The sequence below is a fragment of the Fodinicurvata fenggangensis DSM 21160 genome, from assembly GCF_000686045.1.
Taxonomy (GTDB): domain Bacteria; phylum Pseudomonadota; class Alphaproteobacteria; order Kiloniellales; family DSM-21159; genus Fodinicurvata; species Fodinicurvata fenggangensis.
In genome coordinates, this window is the sequence record NZ_JMLV01000007.1 from 48,765 (window position 1) to 71,524 (window position 22,760).

At 57.8% G+C, this 22,760-nt stretch carries 17 protein-coding genes; 5 read left to right on the forward strand and 12 right to left on the reverse strand.

All coding sequences use genetic code 11. The features are described from left to right. Positions 1-250: 250 nt before the first annotated feature. Entirely contained in the window at positions 251-1,384 is a 1,134-nt protein-coding gene (locus tag BP38_RS0110900) for a C4-dicarboxylate TRAP transporter substrate-binding protein (RefSeq protein WP_026987748.1), read from the forward strand. Between the two features lie 95 nt (positions 1,385-1,479). On the opposite strand, the gene BP38_RS0110905 is transcribed toward BP38_RS0110900, so the two are convergent. The 7 genes from BP38_RS0110905 to BP38_RS0110935 form a co-directional block, all read right to left on the reverse strand. After that, positions 1,480-2,331 carry a carbon-nitrogen hydrolase family protein gene (locus BP38_RS0110905; protein WP_051609255.1) on the reverse strand — a complete coding sequence of 284 codons (852 nt, stop codon included), beginning with the start codon at positions 2,329-2,331 and terminating at the stop codon, positions 1,480-1,482. Positions 2,332-2,350: 19 nt separating this feature from the next. Further along, positions 2,351-3,658, reverse strand: coding sequence for a TRAP transporter large permease (locus BP38_RS0110910; RefSeq protein ID WP_026987750.1), 1,308 nt, complete (start codon positions 3,656-3,658; stop codon positions 2,351-2,353). A 9-nt stretch (positions 3,659-3,667) separates the two neighbouring features. Then, positions 3,668-4,243 carry a TRAP transporter small permease gene (locus BP38_RS0110915; protein WP_051609256.1) on the reverse strand — a complete coding sequence of 192 codons (576 nt, stop codon included), beginning with the start codon at positions 4,241-4,243 and terminating at the stop codon, positions 3,668-3,670. A 24-nt stretch (positions 4,244-4,267) separates the two neighbouring features. After that, positions 4,268-5,962 carry a hydantoinase B/oxoprolinase family protein gene (locus BP38_RS20280; protein WP_051609257.1) on the reverse strand — a complete coding sequence of 565 codons (1,695 nt, stop codon included), beginning with the start codon at positions 5,960-5,962 and terminating at the stop codon, positions 4,268-4,270. Next, entirely contained in the window at positions 5,962-8,025 is a 2,064-nt protein-coding gene (locus BP38_RS20285; protein ID WP_035724807.1) for a hydantoinase/oxoprolinase family protein, read from the reverse strand. The genes BP38_RS20280 and BP38_RS20285 overlap by 1 nt, the downstream gene beginning before the upstream one ends. Before the next feature lie 62 nt (positions 8,026-8,087). Next, a complete protein-coding gene (locus BP38_RS0110930) occupies positions 8,088-9,782 on the reverse strand; it encodes a hydantoinase B/oxoprolinase family protein (protein ID WP_051609258.1) in 1,695 nt (564 codons plus the stop codon). Next, a complete protein-coding gene (locus BP38_RS0110935) occupies positions 9,782-11,797 on the reverse strand; it encodes a hydantoinase/oxoprolinase family protein (protein WP_026987753.1) in 2,016 nt (671 codons plus the stop codon). The genes BP38_RS0110930 and BP38_RS0110935 overlap by 1 nt, the downstream gene beginning before the upstream one ends. A 227-nt stretch (positions 11,798-12,024) precedes the next feature. Between BP38_RS0110935 and BP38_RS0110940 the strand changes: the two genes are divergently transcribed. Continuing rightward, positions 12,025-12,933: a DMT family transporter gene (locus BP38_RS0110940; RefSeq protein WP_026987754.1), complete on the forward strand. Its 909-nt coding sequence runs from the start codon at positions 12,025-12,027 to the stop codon at positions 12,931-12,933. Between the two features lie 191 nt (positions 12,934-13,124). Here BP38_RS0110940 and BP38_RS20290 read toward each other — a convergent pair whose 3' ends face one another. Further along, positions 13,125-13,757 carry a cysteine hydrolase family protein gene (locus BP38_RS20290; RefSeq protein ID WP_162175153.1) on the reverse strand — a complete coding sequence of 211 codons (633 nt, stop codon included), beginning with the start codon at positions 13,755-13,757 and terminating at the stop codon, positions 13,125-13,127. Positions 13,758-14,282: 525 nt separating this feature from the next. On the opposite strand from BP38_RS20290, the gene BP38_RS0110950 reads away from it, so the two are divergent. The 3 genes from BP38_RS0110950 to BP38_RS0110960 all read left to right on the forward strand — a co-directional run bounded on the left by BP38_RS0110950 (position 14,283) and on the right by BP38_RS0110960 (position 17,380). Then, positions 14,283-14,882 (forward strand): cupin domain-containing protein, encoded by a 600-nt coding sequence (locus tag BP38_RS0110950; RefSeq protein WP_026987755.1) that lies wholly within the window; start codon positions 14,283-14,285, stop codon positions 14,880-14,882. A gap of 71 nt (positions 14,883-14,953) precedes the next feature. Continuing rightward, positions 14,954-16,243, forward strand: a complete 1,290-nt coding sequence (locus tag BP38_RS0110955) for an NAD(P)/FAD-dependent oxidoreductase (protein WP_026987756.1) — start codon at positions 14,954-14,956, stop codon at positions 16,241-16,243. 333 nt (positions 16,244-16,576) lie between these two features. Further along, positions 16,577-17,380 carry an IclR family transcriptional regulator gene (locus BP38_RS0110960; protein WP_035724824.1) on the forward strand — a complete coding sequence of 268 codons (804 nt, stop codon included), beginning with the start codon at positions 16,577-16,579 and terminating at the stop codon, positions 17,378-17,380. Here the strand turns inward: BP38_RS0110960 and BP38_RS0110965 are convergent. The 4 genes from BP38_RS0110965 to BP38_RS0110980 are packed head-to-tail and all read right to left on the reverse strand — an operon-like array spanning position 17,377 to position 22,740. Further along, complete coding sequence (locus BP38_RS0110965) at positions 17,377-18,330, reverse strand: ornithine cyclodeaminase family protein (protein WP_026987758.1); 954 nt, start codon at positions 18,328-18,330, stop codon at positions 17,377-17,379. The genes BP38_RS0110960 and BP38_RS0110965 overlap by 4 nt on opposite strands. Beyond that, positions 18,327-19,652: an NAD(P)/FAD-dependent oxidoreductase gene (locus tag BP38_RS20295; RefSeq protein ID WP_051609261.1), complete on the reverse strand. Its 1,326-nt coding sequence runs from the start codon at positions 19,650-19,652 to the stop codon at positions 18,327-18,329. The genes BP38_RS0110965 and BP38_RS20295 overlap by 4 nt, the downstream gene beginning before the upstream one ends. Continuing rightward, on the reverse strand, positions 19,649-21,016 hold the full coding sequence (locus BP38_RS0110975) for an NAD(P)/FAD-dependent oxidoreductase (RefSeq protein ID WP_026987759.1): 1,368 nt from the start codon (positions 21,014-21,016) through the stop codon (positions 19,649-19,651). The genes BP38_RS20295 and BP38_RS0110975 overlap by 4 nt, the downstream gene beginning before the upstream one ends. Further along, positions 21,013-22,740: an ABC transporter permease subunit gene (locus tag BP38_RS0110980; RefSeq protein WP_211250296.1), complete on the reverse strand. Its 1,728-nt coding sequence runs from the start codon at positions 22,738-22,740 to the stop codon at positions 21,013-21,015. The genes BP38_RS0110975 and BP38_RS0110980 overlap by 4 nt, the downstream gene beginning before the upstream one ends. Between the last annotated feature and the right edge of the window lie 20 nt (positions 22,741-22,760).

A 22,760-nucleotide genomic window follows, 5' to 3' on the forward strand; every position in this document is an offset into this window, starting at 1 on the left:
TTCCAGTCCCGCCAAGGCCTGGGCTATGCTGTCTTTCATAGGCTGAACCCAGCCAAACAATCCCATAAAAGCCTGCTGTGGCACCTACCTTCCCAGGGACACTGCCCTGAAAGCTGTAAAAACGGGAATGAAATTTCATTCTAACTTTATTTATATGGGTTGAAAATTTTTGCTCTTTAATGAATAATAAAGGGTACTTTTTTCACTCAGGCGAGAAACATGCAGTGAAAGTAACCAGGAGAATTCAAAGATGAAAAGAACATGGATGGCAGGACTGGGAGTTGTCGCTGGCGTACTGGCGGCTGGAACGGCAAGCGCCCAAACTGAATTCAATGCCAGTATCTGGTTTCCGGATACACACCCTCTGACCCGCTCCGGCTATGTCGAGTGGGTTGAACAGCTGGAAGAAGCCTCTGACGGGGATTTAGTCGCTAATCTCTTCACAGGATCTGCCCTCATCCCTCCCAGCGCCCATCTCAGCGGACTGCAGGACGGGATCGCTCAGGTGACCTATCATGCCGGCACCTATACCCCGAGCGAACTTCCCGAAGATAATACCCTGTCCATCCTTGGGCTTGGGCTCCGGGATATCATGACTGCAGGCTTTGCCGTGACGGACTTCTACATGAACGATCCGGAAATGCAGGAACGGTTCCAGGAGCTGGGCATCGTTTTTGCCGGTGGCTACGCCACACCACAGTATCACCTTATGTGCTCCACGGAAGTCGCCAGCCTGGAAGATCTGGAAGGCTTGAAAATTCGCATGCCAGGACCGATCCACGCGGACTGGGCACGGAGTGTGGGGGCCACACCTGTCAACGTGCCATCTTCGGAGATGTTCACTGGCCTCGAGCGCGGCCAGCTTGACTGCGCTGCAAATGCCGCAAATGACCTGAAGAGCCGTTCCCTCTGGGACGTCGCCAAGTACGTTAACTTGGTTCCGCTTGGCTCCTATTTCGCTGGCTGGGAATGGGCATTCAATGAAGGCTTCTGGCAGGGTCTCAACGACGAACAGCGTCGCACCCTTCTCGACACCATATCGTCCTCCCTGGTGGATGCCTTGCTCGACTATGAAGGATCCTCAATGGAAGCCTTGGAAGAGGCGCCGGATCATGGCGTAACAATCCACGAGCCAAACGAGGCGATGCTTTCTTCAGTCAACGAGTTCGCCAACAACGTGGCGCCTGAAACCGCGATTGAACAGGGCACGGATCAGTTCGGGCTGGAAGACCCGGAAGGGCTGATCAAGCGTTTCGAGGAAACCCTGGCCAAGTGGGACAAACTGCTTGAAGGCGTGGATCGTACGGACGGCGAAACGCTGAAGGAGATTCTCTACGACAATCTTTACGCTGAGGTGGATGCAAGCAGCTACGGCATGCAATAAGAAGCTGCATTCAGGCAAAGAAAAGCCTCCCGCGGATCTCCGCGGGAGGCTTTTTCTTGTTCTTACCCAGCTTACCCAGCTAGGTGAGCCGAATATCACGCACTGCGCAGGGTCGAATAGAGTTCCGGCCGGCGCTGATCCATCAGGGGATAGCGCCGCTTGACCTCCTGAATGAATGTCCTGTCAATGTGGGCGGTCACGCATTCCTCCCTGTCGGATGCAGTCGCCACGACAGTGCCCCAAGGGTCGACGATCATGCTGCGGCCGACAAACCCAAGTCCGGATTTGGGCTCCGTACCGTACTGTCCTGAGGCAATGACGAAGCATTGATTCTCCGTTGCGCGGGCCCGTAGGAAGAATTCCCAGTGATCGTAGCGTGGGCTTAGGAAGGCTGATGCACAAACCAGGATTTCGGACCCCTTGAGCGCCATTTCCCGGTAGATTTCGGGAAAACGCAGATCTGAACAGACGGAAAGCCCGACCTTCCCTAACCCAGTTTGGTAGACGTTCAGGTTATCTCCGGCTTTTACCTTTTTGGATTCCATGATGCCCGGGGGGATATCTGTCCGATTGGGCGCATCGAAAAGATGTGTTTTTCGATATTTTCCCACGACTTCGCCCTCGGGGGTGATCAGGGGGATTGTGTTGAAGTAGTTACTCCCCGCCTCTTCGTACATTGATCCTGCAATGTACATTCCGTACTGCCTTGCTTTCTCGGCCAGGCGCTGCGTCACGGGCCCTGGAATGGGCTCGGCGATCGAGCGATAGATGGACTCATCCGAGAAGCCCAGTCCCGTCCAAAGTTCCGGCAAGACGCAAAGCTGTGTACCTCGTTGTCCCGCTGTATCGAGAAGATCCAACATCTTGGCGACAGTGGCATCCTTCTCTCCGTCCTCAGCCGTGATCTGAATCGCCGAGACCACTATTTCGTTCGGGTTTTCAGGCATTCTTTTCTCCATGACGTCTTTAACTGAGAATTCCCGGCAACCAAAGGGATAGAGCCGGTATTGCCACGAGCAATGAAAGTGTCACCAGTTCGATCACGACGAACCAGGAGACTCCCCTGAAGATATCCTGAAGCCTGACCAGACTGCCCAGAGAAGCCTTCATGACATAAACATTCAGGCCCACCGGAGGTGTGACCAGGCCAATTTCGAGCAATTTCACCAGAATTATGCCGAACCAGATGAAGTCTATCCCCGCCTCGCGGGCTATAGGCAGAATGATCGGCAAGGTGAGTAGCAAGATACCGATTGAATCGAGAAACATCCCTAGCAACAGGTACAAGGCCGTCACCATCAGGATTATGGTCAACTCGTCTCCGCCAAAAACCAGCAATTCGCCGGCGATGAAAGTTGGCAGGCCGCTCATGGCCATGAAGCGTCCCAGCAGAACAGTCCCGATAACGACCATGAAGATACTGGCTGTGCTCGAAAGCGTACTGACGACGGCATTCTTGAAAACTCTCCAGTTGAGAGCCCGCCGGACCACTGCGAGCACAATGGCCAGGAAAGCGCCGATCGCGCCAGCTTCGGTTGGTGTAAACAGACCGATGAATATGCCAACCAGGACACCGAGAACCAGGACGGGAAGTGGCCAGATATCCTTGAGCGCCTCTAGTTTCTCTTCCGTTGTAAAACTCTCTTCGACCCTCGGCGCCAGGGAGGGCGTGATGGTTGCACGGGTCACGATCATCAAGGCCATCATGACGGCTGACAGCAACCCTGGAATAACCCCAGCCATGAAGAGTTGGGCGATGGAAACCTCGGCATAGTATCCATAAAGCACGAGCAAGATACTGGGCGGAATCAACGATCCCAGCGTTCCTGCCGTCGCCACCACACCGGTTGCCAGACCCGGGTTATAGCCGTATTTCAGCATCTCCGGCGTGGCAATCCGTGCCATTGACGACGATGTGGCGACACTGGACCCAGAGGCTGCGGACATCAGTGCACAGGCCCCCACACTGGCAACAGCCAATCCCCCTGGCAGGCGTGACATGAAGATCCTCATGGCACGGAACAAACCCTGGGTCAGGCCCGAAGACGAGGCCACATAGCCCATCAGCAGGAACATGGGAATCGCGGTTAGGTTCCAGTCACCCACGAAATGAAAGGGCGTAGCCGTAAGCATACCCCATGCCGCGCGCATATTTGCGATCACCGCAATCCCGATAAAGGAAACAAGGCCGACGGCAACGCCGATCTGCACCCGCAACGCGATCAGGAAGAGCCCGGCACCAAGTCCGATGAAACCGATCGTGATATTGTCCATGGCTCGCCCTCAGGCTCCGCTTTGTGTGGTTTTGGAATCCTCCGTTTCCGGAGCAGCTGGAGTGGGATCGAAATGCGGATCGATCAGGGCCTTCCAAGCATGAAGCAGGACTACCAGCATGATGAGGAGAAAGCTGAAGGGCAGGATGAACTTGGCCGGCCAGATAGTAACGTAGACAGCCCCCATGACAATCTCGTCAATGCGATAGGATTTCAGGGCGTCAAGCCACGTCTGGTAGGCGAGAATGGCAAAGAAGGCTGCGGAGATCAGACTCCCGAAAATGTAGATTACGCGCTGCATCCACTGTGGCAGCCAGCGTACAACCAGATCCACATGGATATGCTCATGCCTCAACTCCACCATGGCCAGCGGCAGGAAGACCACTGCAACCATGTGATAGATGGAGACGACCTCAAGATTACCTTCAATCGGCTGGTTGAAGAAATAGGTCAGGAACACGTCGAGCACCATCTGGCCCATCATCAGAAGCAGTGCAATGCCCGCCAGAAATGTCAGTCCGTTGGAAAGCGCTCGGATTGCGTTCTCAGGCCAGGATCGGCTGCTTGAACTGTCGTCCCGTGTCATTGTCCTCAAACCATGTACCAAATTCTAAATCGCTTCATGGCCATAGAGATCCTTGGCCGCTTTCGGGCCGATCTTGCCGTCGGCTATATCAGCAACAATGCTTTTCCGCTCACGGCTGAGGGCATTGCCCCAGCCCCCGCCGCCTGCCGTTTCCACCAGAACCCGGTCTCCCGGATAGAGCTGGGTGACCATCTTTGAGGGTATGATTTCACTGCTTCCGTCCCGTCGCAGGATCCGAGAATACGCACATTGCCCTTCGCCTCCCCCAGCCAGTCCCTGAGCCGGAACGAAGTGGCGTTCCCCACGGTGAGAGAAGCTGACGGCTCCCTCCACACCCTCCAGTATCTCGATTTCCTTGATAAGGCCCAAGCCACCCCGGTTCTCTCCAGCCCCACCAGAATCTCGACGCAGCCGTAGTTGGCGTACACGTATCGGCGATTCCATTTCCATGGATTCCGCCGGAACATTCATGCAGTTGGTCGCATCGGTTTCCACGACATCAACGCCATCAACTCCCTCGCCGGCTCCACTGCCACCGGCTATGAGCTCCCCGGTCACGAAAGCCTCGCCTGAAGCCCGACGTCCGCCAAAGGCCATCACCAGCAGTTGCCCGGCGGGAGGAGCCGGTATCCGGTCGGGAAGTGCCTGGGCCAGGGCGGAAAGCATACAGCCAGTAATCCGCTTGATGGTCGCTGTCCGTGCATTCACGGGTGCAGGCGAACGAGGATTGACGAGACTGCCCTCGGGCAGGGTCAGACGCAGCGGACGAAAGCAGCCGCCATTATTGGGTATGAGGGGATCCGTTACAGCCTTGACCGCAAAACAGGCGGCCGCCAAGCTGCCCGAAGGCACACAGTTGATAGGTCCTCGGACCTGAGCACTGGTACCGGTCAGATCGAAATGAATCTCGCCGTCGCGAATCTCCGCAGCCACTTCAATGCGCACCCGGCTGTCCATATCGATCCCGTCATTATCCAGCCAGTCGACAAACCGGTACGTCCCTTCCGGTATCTTCCGGATAGCCTCGCGGGTCATCAATTCGGCACGATCGATCAGAAGACCGAAGATGGTCAGAAGCGCGTTGTTCCCATGCTTGCGCGCCAGTTCATCAAGGCGCAGCGCCCCGACCTTGCAGGCTGCGATCTGGGCATTGAGATCCCCCATAAAGGTCTCCGGAATGCGAACATTCAGACGCAGCAGGTCCGTCAGAGTCCGATCGAATGTCCCGGCCCTGGCCCAGCGCACAGGCGGTAGGCGCAGGCCTTCCTGGTAGATCTCAGTGGCGTTCGTCGGAACCGAGCCTGCGCTCATTCCGCCGACATCCTGATGGTGGGTCATGGTTGCTGCGAGGGCAATCGGCCGTCCTTCGGAAAAGACGGGCATGGCCACGGCAATATCGGGAAGGTGCGTACCACCATGATAGGGATCGTTCAGCAGATAGATATCCCCCTCTTCCATGTCCTCTACTGAAAAGGTCCTGAGAATTTCTGCAACGGCAGGGATCAAGGTTCCCAGATGAATCGGCACCGCGCAGGCTTGCGCCAGGGTCGTTCCATTCAGAGTGAAGAGGGAAGCAGACGCATCCAAGCCTTCCTTGACCAGAGGGGAACAGGAACTCTTGAACAGCGTAACCTCCATCTCCTCGGCAATGCCGTCCAGCTTGTTGCGGACAACTTCAAGAGTGATAGGGTCGAATGTTTCCTCTGTAGCAACAGTCATCACGCAGTTGCCTCCTGTTCCAGCAAGAGGGCTTCACCCTCGACCAATTGCCCGCGCCATCCCGGCGGCACGAGAACCGTCGTATCGCTCTGTTCTATCACGGCCGGCCCCCGCAAGGGGCCGTCGTCCTGCTTCAAGAGAGATCTGTCATAGACAGCGGCGTCCTGCGGCATGTCACTTCCCTGGAACCAGACACTGCGCTGCCCCTTCAGTGCCACACCTTCTACCGCCTCCAGAGCCAGGTCCGTACTGGGCAGGTGGGCACGATGGATGCTTCGCAGATTGACCAACTTCGCTCCGGCCCCGGTGGCATGGCCATAGATGCGATGATGCATGTCCTCGAAGTCTCTGTAGAGCCGCTCAAAAGGCTCGGTGTTCTCGATATCCAGCGGAATCTCAAGGGTATAGCTCTGCCCAAGATAGCAAACGTCAGCCAAATGCCGTCGTTCCGTCTGCAACCCCTCCAGGCTCTCCGCCGCCATGAGTTCGGCCGTCTTGCGGTCGAGCTCGGAGAGAAAATTTCTCACTTCCTCATGTCCGGCTTCCTGGAGTGGCTTGTTGAATGCGCTTGAAACTTCATGCTCAACCGGCGCCGCCAACAATCCGGCAGCCGAGAGTACACCGGGATAGCGCGGCACCAGGACGCGGTTCAGTCCCAATTCCTCGGCCAAGGGAACGGCATGCAGACTGCCGGCGCCCCCCAGGGGAACCAACGCAAATTCTCGTGGATCATGCCCGCGATTGAGCGATACCAGGCGAATACCTTCGGCCATCTGAGCGTTGGCGATCCGGTGGATGCCCAGAGCCGCCGCACTTACGCTCAATCCCATGGGCTCGGCCACATGCTCGCGGATGGCCTTTTCAGCAAGTTCGGACTTTAGAGTGAGTGTGCCCCCTGCAAAGTAGGCCGGATCAAGATATCCCAGAACCACAGACGCATCAGTGACGGTTGGCCGTTCGCCGCCCCGGTCGTAGCAGGCTGGTCCTGGCTCCGAGCCGGCAGATTCAGGCCCGACACGCAATCCCTTTGCCGCATCCAGCCAGACAAGGGATCCCCCTCCAGCTCCCAATGTCTCAATATCCACCATGGGGACACGTACGGCATAGCCGGAGATGGTGGTTTCCGAGCGCACCAGCGCTTCACCGCTCTTGATCAGGGCAATATCGCTTGATGTACCTCCCACATCGATGGTGATGGCATCTTCGAACCCGGCGGCACGCGCTGTGGCCGACCCCCCGATTACGCCAGCCGCCGGTCCTGAAAGGAATAATCGCACCGGTCGCTGGCGCGCCACTTGGGAAGCTGCCAATCCGCCGCGCGATTGCATGATCTGCAGAGGCGCCGGGATCTTCGCCTGAAGTAGGGAAGTCTCCATGTTCTCGAGATAACGATCGACAACCGGTTTCACGTAACCGTCGAAGGCCGTGACGGCTGTACGCTCGTACTCCCGGAATGCCGGGTCAACCTCCGAGGACAGAGACACCGGTAACTGAGGAGCCACCTCGTGTATGTAATCTGCCACCGCACGTTCATGCGAGGGGTTGGCGAAAGAGAACAGCAGGCTGACCGCTATGGCCTCAACCTCCTGTTCCAACAACTTCTGGACTGCAGCTTGCAGGCTTTTCTCATCCATGGGGACAACGATGCTGCCGTCCGCGGCCACGCGTTCGCTGACTTCCGCTCGACGTACGCCCGGAGCAAGCCAGCCAGGAGTCTGTGGCTGTATCTTGAGGTCATACATTTGGCGGCGCATTTGCCGGCCGATCTCGAGAACATCACTGAACCCCTCTGTGGCGATAAGGCCGATCCTCGCGCCCTTACGCTCAAGGACTGCATTCGTCGCCACAGTGGTGCCATGCACGAAACGTGCAATTCCCTCAGAAGCCACGCCATGCTCTTCGGCCAGCTGCCGTATGGCCGCTTCAACGGCCAGGCTGGGATTCCGCCGGGTAGAGGGCAGCTTGAAGATGTGCGTTCGGCCATCTCCGACGCAGACAACATCGGTGAAGGTGCCCCCTATATCAATTCCTACGCTGTGTCTTCCATCTTGCTGTGTTTTCATCACGCTTTTCTTTTATGAGACAGGATTCACTGTCCTGCCCCTGGCAACAAACTGTCGAGGGGTCAGACTGCCACTCCGTAGGACTTCTCCGCCATCTCACGCGATAGATAGCCGTGCTTGACATCATGGCGAATTGCCTCGGGATCGCGTTCGTCCGCCTTGCCATAGCCGGCTCCGCCAGCTGTGTAGAGAGTCAGGATATCTCCCTTTTTCAGATCCATGCCGTCCTTGCTCTTCACCTGGATAACCTCGTCGCCCCGCTTGATTTCGCAGCGGGCGACCTGGCCATCCGAGCCCCCGAAGAGGCCATAGGGCGACAGGCGGAAACGATCAGCATAGATTGCGAAATTCACGCCATCCTTCAGGATCTCATAACTGCGATAGAAGCCCAGGCCCCCGCGATACTTGCCATGACCGCAGGAATCCGGAAGCAGACCGTAACCGATGATCCGGAAATGCGAGAAATCCATGTCCGTCGCTTCGATGGGCGTGTTCGCACAGTTTGACAGGGGAGCGTCCACAGCATCGCAGCCATCCTTGTGGGCCGATGCACCATAGCCTCCACCGAAGACTTCCAGATAAACGCGATAGCCCTCGTCCCCAAGATGGGAGATGGCAGTCACCGTGGTTGTATCGTTGCCCCCTGAGATGACCCTGTCGGGCACGATCTGCGCCAGCGCCTTCATGACGGCGTTGAAACAGCGATAGCCCGCCTCCATACGCGCACGCACCGGAGCCGGATAGTTCGGATTCAACAGCGAACCCTTGGGAGCGGAAATCGTGATCGGCCGCTTGACGCCCTCATTGAATGGGATATCCGGGCTGGTCAGAACGGACTTGATGGCCGAGAGGGTTGCGGAGATGGTGGAAGTGTAGGGGCAGTTGAGATTGCGCGTCACCTGCGCACAGGTCCCCTCGAAGTCGACGGTGATCTCTCCCTTCTCGATTGTCAGGGCCGCCTTGACCACCAGCGGTTCTTCCGTGATGCCGTCATCGTCGATGGCATCCTCTCCGTAATAGGTTCCCTCCGGCAGTTCCGACAGCGCGGCACGGAAGCGCCGCTCGGAGTAGTCCATCAACTGGTTCATTACCGACTGTATGGTTTTCAGGCCGTATTTCTCGCAGAGCTGTGCCACCCGTTCACCCCCGATGGCATTGGCAGCAAATTGGGCATTGAAATCCCCGATCGTCTGCGCCGGAACACGAATGTTGGCCGAAACAAGTCGTTCAAGCGGCCCGCCTCGCCAGTCGCGGTAGAGGTTGTACTTGGAAGGCGGGAATAGAAAGCCTTCGGCATGAACATCGGCCGCCTCTGTGGTCAAGCCTGGGTTCCCGCCCCCCAGGTCAAGATGGTGCGCCACCGTTCCCGCAAAGCCTATGATTTCTCCCCCAACGAAAATGGGAGAATATATGAAAACATCCTGGAGGTGCTGCCCACCGGAAAAGGGATCGTTGTTGATATAGAAATCCCCCTCCTGCAGCTCATCCACAGGATAGAGTTCGGCGCAGGCCCGGAAGGTGTCCGCCATCGGACCCAGCTGCATGGGAATCAACTCCGCCTGGGCCACGACATTCCCTTCGCGATCCAGCAAAGCTGCGGACGCATCCGCTGCCTCACGCACGATGGTGGAATAGGCCGAGCGGATCAGCTTGGCCCCCATCTCGCGGGCCGCAGCAATCAGGCCCTGGCTGATGACCGCGTAATCAACAGGATTCAGTGCAGTTTCCGTGGTGATTTCACTCTTACCTTCAGGCATCACTCGCTCCTCTCAAGCACGAGATTGTGCTGGTCATCGCTTCGAGCATCCCATCCCTCGGGGACAAAGAGCGTGGAGGTTGGATCCTCGAGCAGGAGCGGACCCTTGAGGGTTCGCTCCGGCGTCAGGGAGCTGCGGCTCAACAGCTTGCCCTTGTGCATCTTTCGCTGATCGAAAAGTTCAATATCTCCTTCGTCCACACGATAATCCGGGGTTTCCGAGAGAACGGGCAGATCGTCCAGCTCCGCGGTGGTTCCCAGTCGGAAGGAAACGAATTCTATGGGCTTCTCGGAACCTTCGCCAAAGAAATAAATCTTCTGGTGCGCCTTGCCGAACAAACGACGTATCTCTGCGGTATCCAGATTTACAATCTGATCTTCCGTCAAGGATACTGGAACTTCGAAAGCCTGTCCGACAAACCTCATGTCTGCAATGAAATCGAGACGCAGGTTGCTGTTCAGCCCCATGCCCTCGAAACGTTCAAGCGCGCGCTCTTTCATGAACTTGAAGGTCTCGCGCACGAGATCGCCGGCATTCTGGTCAACCACCGCACGCCGCGTCAGACTCTCGAACTGGACGAAATTGGAGGCAATCAGGCCATAGGCGGACATGACACCAGCATTCGGTGGCACCACGATTGTTTCAATTCCCAGATCCTTTGCCACCTGAGCCGCATGCAGCGGTCCCGCGCCCCCGTAGGGCACCATCACGTAGTCGCGAGGATCCTTGCCGCGTTCCGTCGAGATGAGCTGAATTGCGCGCACGATATTGGCATTGGCAAGCTGGATCGCGCTGTCAGCCGCCTCCTCCAGGGACATGTTGAAATGCTGTGCAATGGATTCGAAGACCCTGCGCGCGGCCTCGACGTCGATATTCATGCGCCCACCGAGAAAGGCTTCCGGCCGCATGGTCTGTCGTATCAGATGTGCGTCGGTAATCGTGGGCTGCTGCCCCCCACGCCCGTAACAGGCCGGCCCAGGGTCGGCGCCCGCCGAGTGGGGACCAACACGCAGCATGCCCCCCTCATCGATCCAGACGATACTGCCGCCACCGGCTCCCACCGTATTGATATCAATGACCGGGATGCGGATGGGCAGACCATCGATATGGAATTCACTGGTCAACTCCGGCTTGCCCTCGGTCACGACACAGACATCTGTCGATGTCCCCCCGATATCCAGGGTGATCAAGTTCTTGTACCCTGATCGACCCGCCTGGCGCGTTGCTCCCATCACCCCGGCGGCAGGCCCGGATAACAGTGCCGTGACAGCGCTCTGCCGCATGGCCTCAGCCGGCAGTCGTCCGCCATTGGACTGCATGACACTGAAACGTCCCCGAAACCCGTGTTCCTGGAGACGATCCTCGAAACGCCCGATGTAGCGGTCAATCACCGGCTGTACATAAGCCGAGATAGCAGCGGTCGATGCCCGTTCGAACTCGCGGAACTCACGCGTGACTTCGGAGGAAAGGGTCACGTGCAGGTCCGGTAGCTGCTGCTTGATAAGCTCGCGCAGTTTTTCTTCATGCGACGGATTTACATAGGAATTCAGCAAACAGACCGCGACGGCCTCGTAATTCCCGTCTTTCAGACGAGGCACCAGCTCGCGCAGGACCGCCTCTTCATCAAGTTGCCGCTCGACCTCTCCACTAGAGAGAACCCGCTCATCCACCTCGAAACTGTCTAGCCGAGCAACAACCGGAGCTGGCTTCTGATATTCCAAGTCGTAGATGGAGTTCCGATTATGGCGCTGCAGCGCCAGAATATCCCTGAACCCTTGGGTGGTGACGAAGGCTGTTGGAAAACCTTTGCGCTCCAGAACAGCGTTGGTTGCTACGGTAGAGCCATGAGCCAGGTCTTCAATGGCCGAGATATCGAGCTCACTGGCCACCAGGGCATTGAAGGCTCCCTCATCCGGCCGCTTTGGTACACTCGGCACCTTGGTAACACGAACTCCGTCCTTTCCGATTGCGACCAGGTCGGTAAAGGTTCCCCCGACTTCCACACCAACGCGCATAGACCCTACTGCTCCCGTACAATTCTGTGAGAAGTTACGAAAAGTATCACCCGTATTGAAGATTTTCTATTATTTTTTTAGTAACGCATGAACTAAGCAAGATTATTACGTTATGCAAAACTGCGGAAACATCGCATGAACATGCCAGTCTCGCCCGCCTCCACAGCCCGACTAGGATCGACTGGAACACAGCGCCGCTTTCCCCAGGCGACGGCAAACATCAGATCATGAGCAGCTTTTGGCGCGGATGGCCTCTGACGGTCGCTCTATTGAGCGTTCTCGTCTTCGCGTGGGGTGGCAATTACACTTGGGTCAAGGTCGCTCTCGAGGACAGCGGCCCTCTTACCTTTAATGCACTGCGCTATTCAGGGGCTGTTATGGTCATTGGAATTGGCCTTTGTCTGGCCGGGCGTGGACGCGATTTGATCCCGGTACGTGGAGAGGCGGGATTCATGGCCATTATCGGCCTGCTTCAGGTCACGGTCATGACCGGCTTAACCACTGTGGCCATGCTCTGGATCGAAGCCAGCCGCACCGTTCTGATCGCATATTCCATGCCGATCTGGGCTATGATCATCAGCCTACCGGTGCTGCGTGAAGGAATCTCCTGGCGCATGGTTATCGGCGCCACCCTTGGGTTGAGCGGCTTGTGTCTGTTGACGGATATAGTGAGCATGGAATGGACGGGCGGCGGCACCCTGATCGGCTCTGCCATTGCACTTACAGCCACGCTCGGCTGGGCTCTTGGTTCCGTGCTCTACCGCTTGCGGCAATGGCGGAGCAATTTCTGGCAGCAGGTCTTTTGGCAACTCTGCTCAGCCGCACTGAGCATGACCATCATCGCGCTTGTCCTTGAAAGCGATGAACCAATCACCTTTTCTCCGGAATACGTCACGATTGTCGTCTACAACTGGTTGGTCCCCACAAGCCTTGGCTTTTGGTGCTGGGCGCGCGCTCTGACGCGGACTTCGGCAACTGCAGCCGGTCAGTTTCTTCTACTTTCACCGGTTTTCGGCGTCTTTCTCAGTCATCTTGTACTGGATGAACCGTTACATCCCGCCCTGCTAAGCAGTGCCTTACTGATCCTAGCGGGTGCGTTTCTCTCCTTACGCCGTCAACCGGCGGGCAGAAACTAGTAAGCCACCACATGCCGCCGCCGGCGTGCCCGGCTTGTGGCAAAAGTTCAGAGACCTTCAGTACGGATTCACGCTCAGGCACAACACCGCGAAACTACCCTTTGTTGAACCTGCTTTCCTTCTGGTCAGGCCCCTGCATGTTTGGGAGCAATCCCAGAAAGATCTCAAGAGGGCTCTATGAGAAATGACAATTACAACGCCTGCAGTTCGGAAAGGGCAGCCTCAAGACCGCGCACCTCGCCCCATCCTACAGATATCATTTCGATCGCCGGATCGTGAAGATGAGGCAGTGTGGTTCCCGTCGCCTCCTCAACCACTATAGGCTTGAAGTCACGGAAGTTGGCATCTTTGGAAGTAGCCGCCACACATTGGTTGGTCAGAACACCGGCAAAGAGTACAGTTTCAGCAGATAGCGAGCGGAGAATGAGTTCCAAGTTTGTATTATAAAAAGCACTGAGGCGATTTTTTTCCACATACCAATCGTCAGGTCGGGCACCAACCTCGTCATGTATTTCGTACCCCCAAGAATTAATTCGCAATCCGCCTTCTTTTAGAAAAGGCCGCAGGCGCAGAAACACACCGGCATCCCGCTCGTCATGAAAACCATGTCGAGTCCATACTATCGGAACGTCACGTAAACGCGCCTCTTCAACCAATTTCTTGGTTGGTTCTATCGTGCGGCGCATATGAGAAATATCGACCCCGCTTTGCGCATACCAACCATCAGGATCGAGAAAATCATTTTGCGGATCTATGACCACCAAGGCCGTGGCACCCGGTATCAGTTCCCACTTTGTTTTTTCAAAAGGTTTACGTTCGCTCAATGTCTTCATCTCCTGTTCTTGATCTTTATTGATTATAGGTCAACCATGGGACTTTCATCACATTAGAGAGATACATGGAGGCAATAAAGAGACATTTTCGTTCCTTAACCGGTTGGTGCATGGAACTGGGTTGGTGTGCAATGTAGGGCTTATTTCATGATGATTGACCATCAAAATATGGCACACTTTGTTGCCCTGCATGCAGTCGCTCTGCCTAGAGAAAGATTGAACGGATAAGGTCCCATATATCCGGGCGAGCGGAAAGTGGATGCAGCAAAAGCGGGCAGCGATCGCTTGGAACTCGCCTCGAAAAAAGCGGCCTTGTATGCTCGATAACAGAAGGCCCGTGCAGCCTCCTGTCGAGTTGGTGCGCATCAACAGACATACATGGCGTGCCTATACCGAAGCTTTTCTGCAGTCTATAATTGAATTTTCGTTTTTATCTCCAACATAAATATTGAACTATTGTCATGTTTTTTTCATTATGAATGAAGAAAACATGATTGCAAGAAGAAGGGGTCTTTCGTGAGCGTTGCGCGAAGCAGGACATCAAACGAAATGCCTAGCGGTAGCATCGGTCGCAAACTGCGCCTTCGGCGTAAAGTGCGTGGATTGTCGCTACAAGAGATTGCGGACCGCAGCGGCATCTCAATAGGCCAATTGAGCCAAATTGAACGAGACATCTCATCACCCTCACTGCGTTCCTTGCGCCTCATCTGTAGCGCATTGGATATGCCGATGGGCTGGCTGTTCGATAGTGGAGGCAGGGATGCGGATGAAGAAGACCCCGTTGTCGTGCGCAGTGAGAATCGCAGAATTCTGGATCTGAACGGCAAAGGAATGGTCAAGGAACTTCTGACTCCAGATAGCTGCCCAGCTATTCAGATGATGTTCATCACACTTCGTCCGGGCGGCAGTTCGGGAGAGAAGGCATACAACAATTCCGAGGGGGCCAAATGCGGCACTGTACTGGAAGGTACACTCGGATTGGAAGTTAATGGCAGATCCTACACCCTCGAGACTGGCGACAGCTTTGCTTTCGAGGCTGTGAAATATCACCGTTTCTGGTGCGCTGGCGACAGGGATTGTCGTGTTGCCTGGGTCGTGGCACCGGCTATTTACTAAATAGCTTCAGGACTGACACCAGCTATCCTTTAATCGGCGCAGCATAGCTGTTTGCTCAGGAAGATTCCCATATGGTCATCGATAACGAACGCCCCGTCCTCGCCAATTCCGCCTGGACCGCGACATCCAATTCACACCCTGACACGCCGCCCCTCGGTGAAGATCTACAAAGTGACGTGACGATTGTCGGCGGTGGTTTCACCGGGCTCTCCACGGCGATTCATCTGGCTGAGAAGGGCGTCTCCGTAACGGTCCTGGAGGCCGAGTATCCTGGCTGGGGCGCCTCGGGTCGTAACGGCGGACAGGTTATTCCGGGCTTGAAGGAAGATCCCGACACCATCGAGGAGATGTTCGGGCCCGAAATGGGGGGCCGCATGGTCCGCCTCTCCGGCGCGGCCCCGGATCTCGTATTCGGTCTCATCGACAAGTACCGCATCGACTGTGGCGCAGTACGCGAGGGATGGATCCAGTCCGCCCACAATTCAGAAGCTATCAGAACCTGCCAGGTACGGGCGAAGCAGTGGCAAAGACGCGGGGCGGAAATCGAACCGCTCAACAAGCAGCAGGTCGACGAACTTCTTGGTAGTGAAGTTTACCATGGCGGACTAATCGATCGGCGCGGTGGTGGGGTCCATCCGCTCAATTATTCTCTCGGACTGGCACGTGCTGCTTTGGCCCAGGGTGCCCCGATTTTCGGAGAAAGCCCCGTCACTTCGATCGAACGGCAGCAGGAAGGATTCCTGGTTCGCACGCCCCGGGGATCGGTGCGCAGCGGCAAGGTGGTGCTGGCCACCAATGCCTATACGCCGGAACTGACCGGACGACTGCGGCGCAGCGTAGTGCCGGCCTGCTCCGTGCAGGTGGCCACCGCACCGCTGTCCGAGAATGTGCGCCGCTCCATCCTGCCCTATGGCCAGGTGGCATCCGACACCCGCAAATTGCTGGTCTATTATCGCCTGGACGGAGACGGTCGTTTCCTGATCGGCGGCCGCGGAGCCTATGGCGATGGCGGCATCGAGGCCCAAATGGCACGCTTGCGCGCTCGAGCCTGCCAGATGTACCCACAGCTCGGCGAACCGGAATGGGAACACCAGTGGGGTGGGTTCGTCGCCATGACCAAGGACCATTTCCCGCATCTTCACGAGATCGAGCCGGGCCTGATCGCAGGCCTGGGCTTCAACGGCCGCGGCGTTGCCATGGCCACCGCGATGGGCCGGGTCCTCGCCGACAAGGCGAGCGGCACGGCGGACAAGGACCTGGATTTCCCGGTGACGCCGGTTCGGACTATCCCATTCTATTTTCTGCGCAAACCTGCTGTCAGCGCCCTGGCAGCCTGGTATGCCCTCGTGGACAGGGTGTAGCGGCGCACGGACTTGCCCCGCTCCCCCCACGACTTCAGCAAGGCTTGCAGGCAAACCCTGCAGGGGAGGCCCAGGTGAAAGCTCTTTCCAGGTCCCGTTTCCACAGCGAATAGGCCGCGTCCGAACCCTCGCTTGACGCACATTCATTGCTGCCCGGTAAGGGATTTCAGGCGTGCACGCGCAATGCTACAATAATTTGCGGTGTGGCAGGCTGCCCGTTTACCACAACCACCACTCGCATGATCGGCACAAGCCAGACCGGCCTGTAAAAGTTCAATATTCCCATTCTTATTATACACTAGAATAAAATTCAGGTATTGCCCTAAACTGACAATGAAAAATAAAGAAGCCGAAGCAGATAATATTGATTCCCGATTGTTCGTAGGCGGTGCGGAAAAGGCACTCCGTGTTCTGCGGGCTTTCCAGGACCATCGGCATCCGCAAAGCCTGACCGAGATCACTGAATCGACTGGCCTGGGACGCAGCGCCACCCAGAGATTCATCTACACGTTGAAGGCACTGGGATATCTGCGACAGGACAAGTTCACCAAACGCTACACCCTGTCCCCCAAGGTCCTTGATTTCGGTTTTTCCTATCTGCGCAACGATTACCTTGTCGAAAAGGCCTTCCCCTACCTCCTGGAAGCCAGCAAGCGCACGGATGAAACCGTCAACCTGACCGAGCTCGACGACACGGAGGTTATCTATGTATCCCGATTGCCCAGTCGCAACCTGATCAGCGTGGACATTCTTCTCGGGCAGCGCTTGCCCGTTTACTGCACGGCACCGGGAAGAGCCATCCTGGCAGGGCTTCTACCTGAGCAGGCGACTGATATACTTGAAAGGTCGGATCGCCAAGCACGAACCAAACACACCATCACCGAGCTTTCCGAAATCGAAAGGAAGCTCGAGGAGATCCGTCACTTCGGATACGCGCTGAGCAATCAGGAATCTTTCCTGGGTGACATTTCGATTGCCGCCGCAGTTCGCAATCATGCGGGGGACGTGGTGGCAGCCATAAATATTGCGGTCCCTCATCCACGATGGTCTATCGCGGAGGCCGAACGTGACTTGGCGCCGGTGGTGATCGAAACCGCGTGGGCGATTACGAAAGCCTTGGGGGGCCGGAAGATCTAGCGCCTCGGCGGTGCCTGGACTCGCTCCAGAATCATGTGTCCGGCAACGATATCCGCCAGGGCAACACCCGGAAACAGGAAGGCGATACGCTCCGAAGTCCTCTGGCGTCCCTCGACGTCACCCGCCAGCAACCCCGAGAGGTCACCTGAGAAGGACATTGCGGAAAATGCGGCGTTGTTGTGAGCGAGCGCAGCACTCTGATCGAGATCGTCCGTCAGGCAGCGATCGAAGTCCCCAACGGTGGCCGCATCCCACGACCGCCCCAGGTCCACCATGGACACGAAAGCGCCCTCTGGAAGGGCACGCACATCAAGGAACCCTACCAGATCACGATGGGCCGGAACCGTGGTTACGACGATGTCACTGGAGGCCAGCACCTCTTCTGGATGGGAGCAGGCAACCGTTTCCAAGCCGTAGCAATCCGCAACATGTTCCTCGAAGGCTGTCACGCTCTGCCGGCGAGGACCATAGAGGGCCACCTGGCGAATGGGAAATTCCTCGGCGAAGGCCTGCAGATGAGTTTGCGCCTGAAACCCGCAGCCGATGAAACCCAGCCGCTTCGCTTCGGGTCTCGCCAAGGACCGGGCGGCCAGCAGGGACAAGGCAGCCGTTCGCAAACCGGTCAGATACCCCGCTTCGACAACTGCGATCGGCACCCCCGTCTCGGCATTCGACAGGATCAGGTGCGCATGAATATGCGCCAGACCGCGGCTGCTGTTGGAAGGAGATCCTGCGACCCATTTCACGCCCGCAGCGACCCCAGGGACCAGCGCGGGCATCGAATGGAAATACGCATCCGAGCCGCTGGGGTGCATCCCGGTCTTCGCCGGCATCATGACCACCCCTTCAGAGCGCTTTCGAAAAGCCGGAACAAGCGCATCCGCCAATTCGCCGATCGGCAGGGCTGCTCCCCTTACATCATCATCGGTCAGATAGACAGGTGCTGTCATCCGACTGCCCCTGAGGTTTCCCGGCCAGTACGAATTGTCCCAGCTGTTGGCTCAGGCGATTTGGTGGGAAATCTATCGGGCCGAAAGGCGCTGATATCGATCTCGGGGCTTTCACCCGACGCCAGAGCCGCAATGATCCGCCCGGTCGTTGCACTTGCCGTCAAGCCTGTATGACCATGCCCGAAAGCCAGGAGAACATCCGGATGCAGTTGCGAACGGCCGATAACCGGCAGGGTGTCCGGCAAACTTGGCCTGGGCCCCATCCACGAGGTCTGCTGGTCGGAATTCAAGTTGGGGAGGTTCTCTGAGGCCAATCGCGTCAGCATGTCAATTCGTCTCTGCTTTGCAGGGCGCGTTATCCCGGCAAACTCCGCCGTGCCCGCAACCCGCAATCCGGCATTCATGCTATTTGCCACGAACTTTGCCTCAGCGAACATCACAGGGCGGTTCAAGCTGACGGCCGGTTCGCGAAACATGACATGATAGCCGCGCTCCGCGACCAGGGGAAAATCGTGCCCGAGCGCCCCTGCCAGCTGTGCGGACCAAGCGCCCGCCGCCAGGACCAGCGTATCAAACTGTATTTCCTCTTCCCCGGCCCGCACGCTCACGCCGCGCGGACCGCGCGGCATGATATCGTGGACCTCTGCCTGAATGTATCGGCCCTGCCGGCTCTTGAAGTCGCTTGCCAGTGCCTTGACCAACCCGCCGGGATCCAACACTGCGCCATGTCCCTCCAGCAGAACGCCGCACGCAAAACTGTCGGGTAACGCAGGCTCCAGATCCCGCAATTCCTGCCCCCCCACCTCGCGCATCGGAATGCCGAGGTCCCGGCGCAGCTGCCACCCAAACCGATCCGCTTTATAGGCGGCAGTGGTTTTATACACATGCAGGTACTCGCTGCGGCGGAGCAAGTGATCACATCCCGCCTCCGTCGCCTGGTCCAGATGATCGGTGAGTGCCGGGGCATGAAGCCCGCGCAAGGCCGTGGTGGCAGCATGAACGCCCTCCGCAGTCGCCGTACGCTGGGCTTGGAGAAACCAGTTGGCCAGGCGCGGCACATCGCGCAGGTCAATCGCCAGAGGTCCATCCGGGTCCAGGAGCCATTTCGGAACGTTGCGCCAGGTTCCCGGCAGAACCAGAGGAATGCAGGAACTCGTCGCTATGACGCCTGCGTTACCGAAGGAACAGGCTTCGCCCGGCTCCAGCCGATCGATCAAGGTGACCTGAAACCCCCGCTTCTGGAGCTGCCATGCACAGGAAACGCCGACGATCCCGGCACCCACTACGGCAATGTGCCGTTCCTGATCCTTGCGCACCGTCACAGCCCCTTCTCATCCTTGCGGGCAAACCAGGCCATTGCCACGGCCTGCCCCAACCGGCGAAACGCAGCAAAAGGATATTTCGGAAGACCTCGCGCCATCGGCGGGGGAAACGCCTGCCCCCTTCCTGCAATATGCTCCGCCAGCCGGCGACCTGCATGAATACTGCAGGAGACGCCGCTGCCGATATATCCCATGGCATAGTGTAACGACTTGTCGTCTTCCGCGGTTGCAACATGCGGGATGGAATCCCGGGTCAGCGCCACCCAGCCACCCCAGAAGTAATCGGCGCGCGGGCGCTGCATGAAGGGGAACTTCCTGCCGATTGCAGCCAACAGGGCGTCTCTGTGTCGGGCCATGGCCTCGGGCTCGGGTTGCACCGGCCCCTTGCCTCCAAGCATGATCCGGTCGTCAGGAAGACGGCGATAGTAATACAGCATCTTGCGGGTATCGCTGATGCAGTCCGTGGTGTGGAAGTTCCCTTCGGCCTTCTCCTCGGCTGTCAGAGGTTGTGTCACGACCACGTTGGACATAACGGGCAAGAGGCGGCTGCGCAAGGGAGCAAACAGCTTCTCCACGGAATAGCCATTTGTTGCGACGATGACATGGCGCGCCCGGACTTCGGCCGCCGGCGTGGTCAGGCGGTGATACGCACCCTCCTTGTCCAGTCCGATGACGGGTGTTCCGCCATGGACACTGGCGCCCTCCTCGCGGGCCGCGTTCACCAGTCCGTTAACCAGTTTCACCGGATGCATGGCAAAGGAAACCGGCCATCGCAAGGCGGCATAAGCTTCCCCGCCTCGGACATGCTCTGCCGCCAGGCGTTCATTGTCCAGATAATCGACATCGAGACCGAAGCGTTCTCGCAGCAGCGCTGCTTCCGTCTGCAGGGCGGAAGCCCGTTCTGGCCGATGAGCGACTTTCAGCCAGCCTTCCGGCATGGCTTCGCAATCGATAGCAGCCTCGGCAATGGTATCGCGGACCGACTGCAGGGCTGCCAAGGCTTCGGAGAACATGGCGTCGGCAATGTCGCGGCCCCAACGACGGTCCCACTCTTCATAGGGTATGCGCCCTATGGCGGGGCGGGCAAAACTGCCGTTGCGGCCACTGCATCCCCAGCCAGGACGATTGGCCTCCAGGACCGCGACCGGCCCGATTCCCGATCGGGCCAGATAATAGGCAGAGGCCAGGCCGGTATATCCGCCCCCGATCACGGCAACTTCGCAGGTCACATCCTGCTTGAGCACGCCGTCGTCGTGCGGAGCTGCTCCTGCTGTCGCATGCCAATAGGTGTCCGGGGCCTCTTCGCCATGAACGGGCAGACGCAGGGACAAGGGGTCCGCGTAACTCGGAGCCTGGTCGCTCATGCTCCCTCTCTCCGGCGACGCATGTACTCGGAGAAGAGGATGATCGCGGTCATGAACAGCAGGACCAGCGTGGCCACGGCTGCAAGCGTGGGCGAAACCTGCAGCAGGGCATTGTCCCACATCTGCCTGGGCAGTGTGGTCATCTGTCCGCCTGCAAGGAAGAGGGCGATCGTCAGTTCGTCAAAGGAGATGACGAAGGCGAACATGAAGGCGGCAACCAAACCCGACTTGAGCAGGGGAAATGTAACGTAACGGAACGTCTTCGCCTTGCTTGCTCCAAGCGTATAGGCCGCCTGGTCAAGGCGTTCGTCATACTGCTTGAGAATGGCGACGACTGTGACGACGACATAGGGGACGGCCAGCACGGTATGGCCGATGGCCAGGCCGATGGTCGTGCCCACAAGACCTATGCCCGCAAAGAGATAGAACAGCGACACCGCAATGATGATGTTAGGCATGATGATGGGCGAGACCAGGAAGCCGATCAGTGCCGTCTTGTGGCGTGAGCGCCTGACGATATGGAACGCCGCAGGCACCCCGAGCAACAGCCCCATGGTGCCGGCCAGCAGGGCGACGATCAGCGAACGCACCGCCGCCTCGATCCAGAGGGGGTCCTGGAATACGGAGTCATACCACTTCAGCGAGAAGCCCTCGGGCGGCCAGCCCAGGAAGTTTCCTTCGGTAAAGCTGACCGGTATGATGAAGAATGCCGGACCGGCCAGGAAAAACAGGATCAGCCCCCCGACAAGCCACAGAACCCGCCGACCAGCCGGAGCCCTCGGGCGGTCGGGACGGGTTGGTCGCAGCATCTCAAAGCCGCGGCCTATAGCCTCACAAACGAAAGCCAGCACCTCGATTATCAAGTTGCCAAGCTTGCGTCCGCCCCACCCGATCGGATTGCGCCAGGGCTTGTCATCGGCGCGCATAGCGCCGCCCGACAAGGTGGAAAGACCCACGAGGCGATCATAGAAGAAGAACACGACCAGGGCCACGACGAGCAGCATCACGGCGATTGCGCCCGCAAATCCCCAGTTCAGCAGGTCCTTGATCTGGAATATAATCAGCTGGACGATCACGGTTTCCTGCTCCCCGCCCAGCAATGCGGGGGTGATGAAGAACCCGAGTGCGGTGATGAAGACCAGCAGTCCGCCAGCCGCCATGCCCGGGATCGACAGTGGCAGGTAGATGCGCAGGAAGGCTTGGGAAGGCCGTGCCCCCAGCGTGTTGGCCGCGCGTGTCAGATTCTGATCGATGCCTTCCATGACGGACAGCATGGTCAGAACACACAAGGGCATGAGCGCATGCACCATGCCGATCATGACGCCGGTGAAATTATAGAGCATACTCGGCATTTCCGGCAGGCCGAGAGCCGCTGCGAACTGGTTGATGGCTCCGTTGCGGCCGAGCAGAACAATCCACGCGAAGGTACGAACCAGGAAACTGGTCCAGAACGGCATCAACACCCAGATGATCAGGAAGTTGCGTCGGTTCTTGCCCACTGTGGAAAGCAGGAACGCAACCGGATAGGCGGCCAGCACCGAGAATACCGCCGTCCAGCCGGCAATCTTGAAGGTTGTGGCCAGGACTTGCCCGACGACAAATGACTCCTGCAGCTTCACGTAGTGATCAAACGTGAAGCCTCCCTGCTCTCCGCTGACACTCTGGCTGAGCAGCAGGACCACAGGATAGACGAATGCAGCTGCCAGGAAGAGCAAGGCAGGCATGAGGGGCCACGGCAACCGCC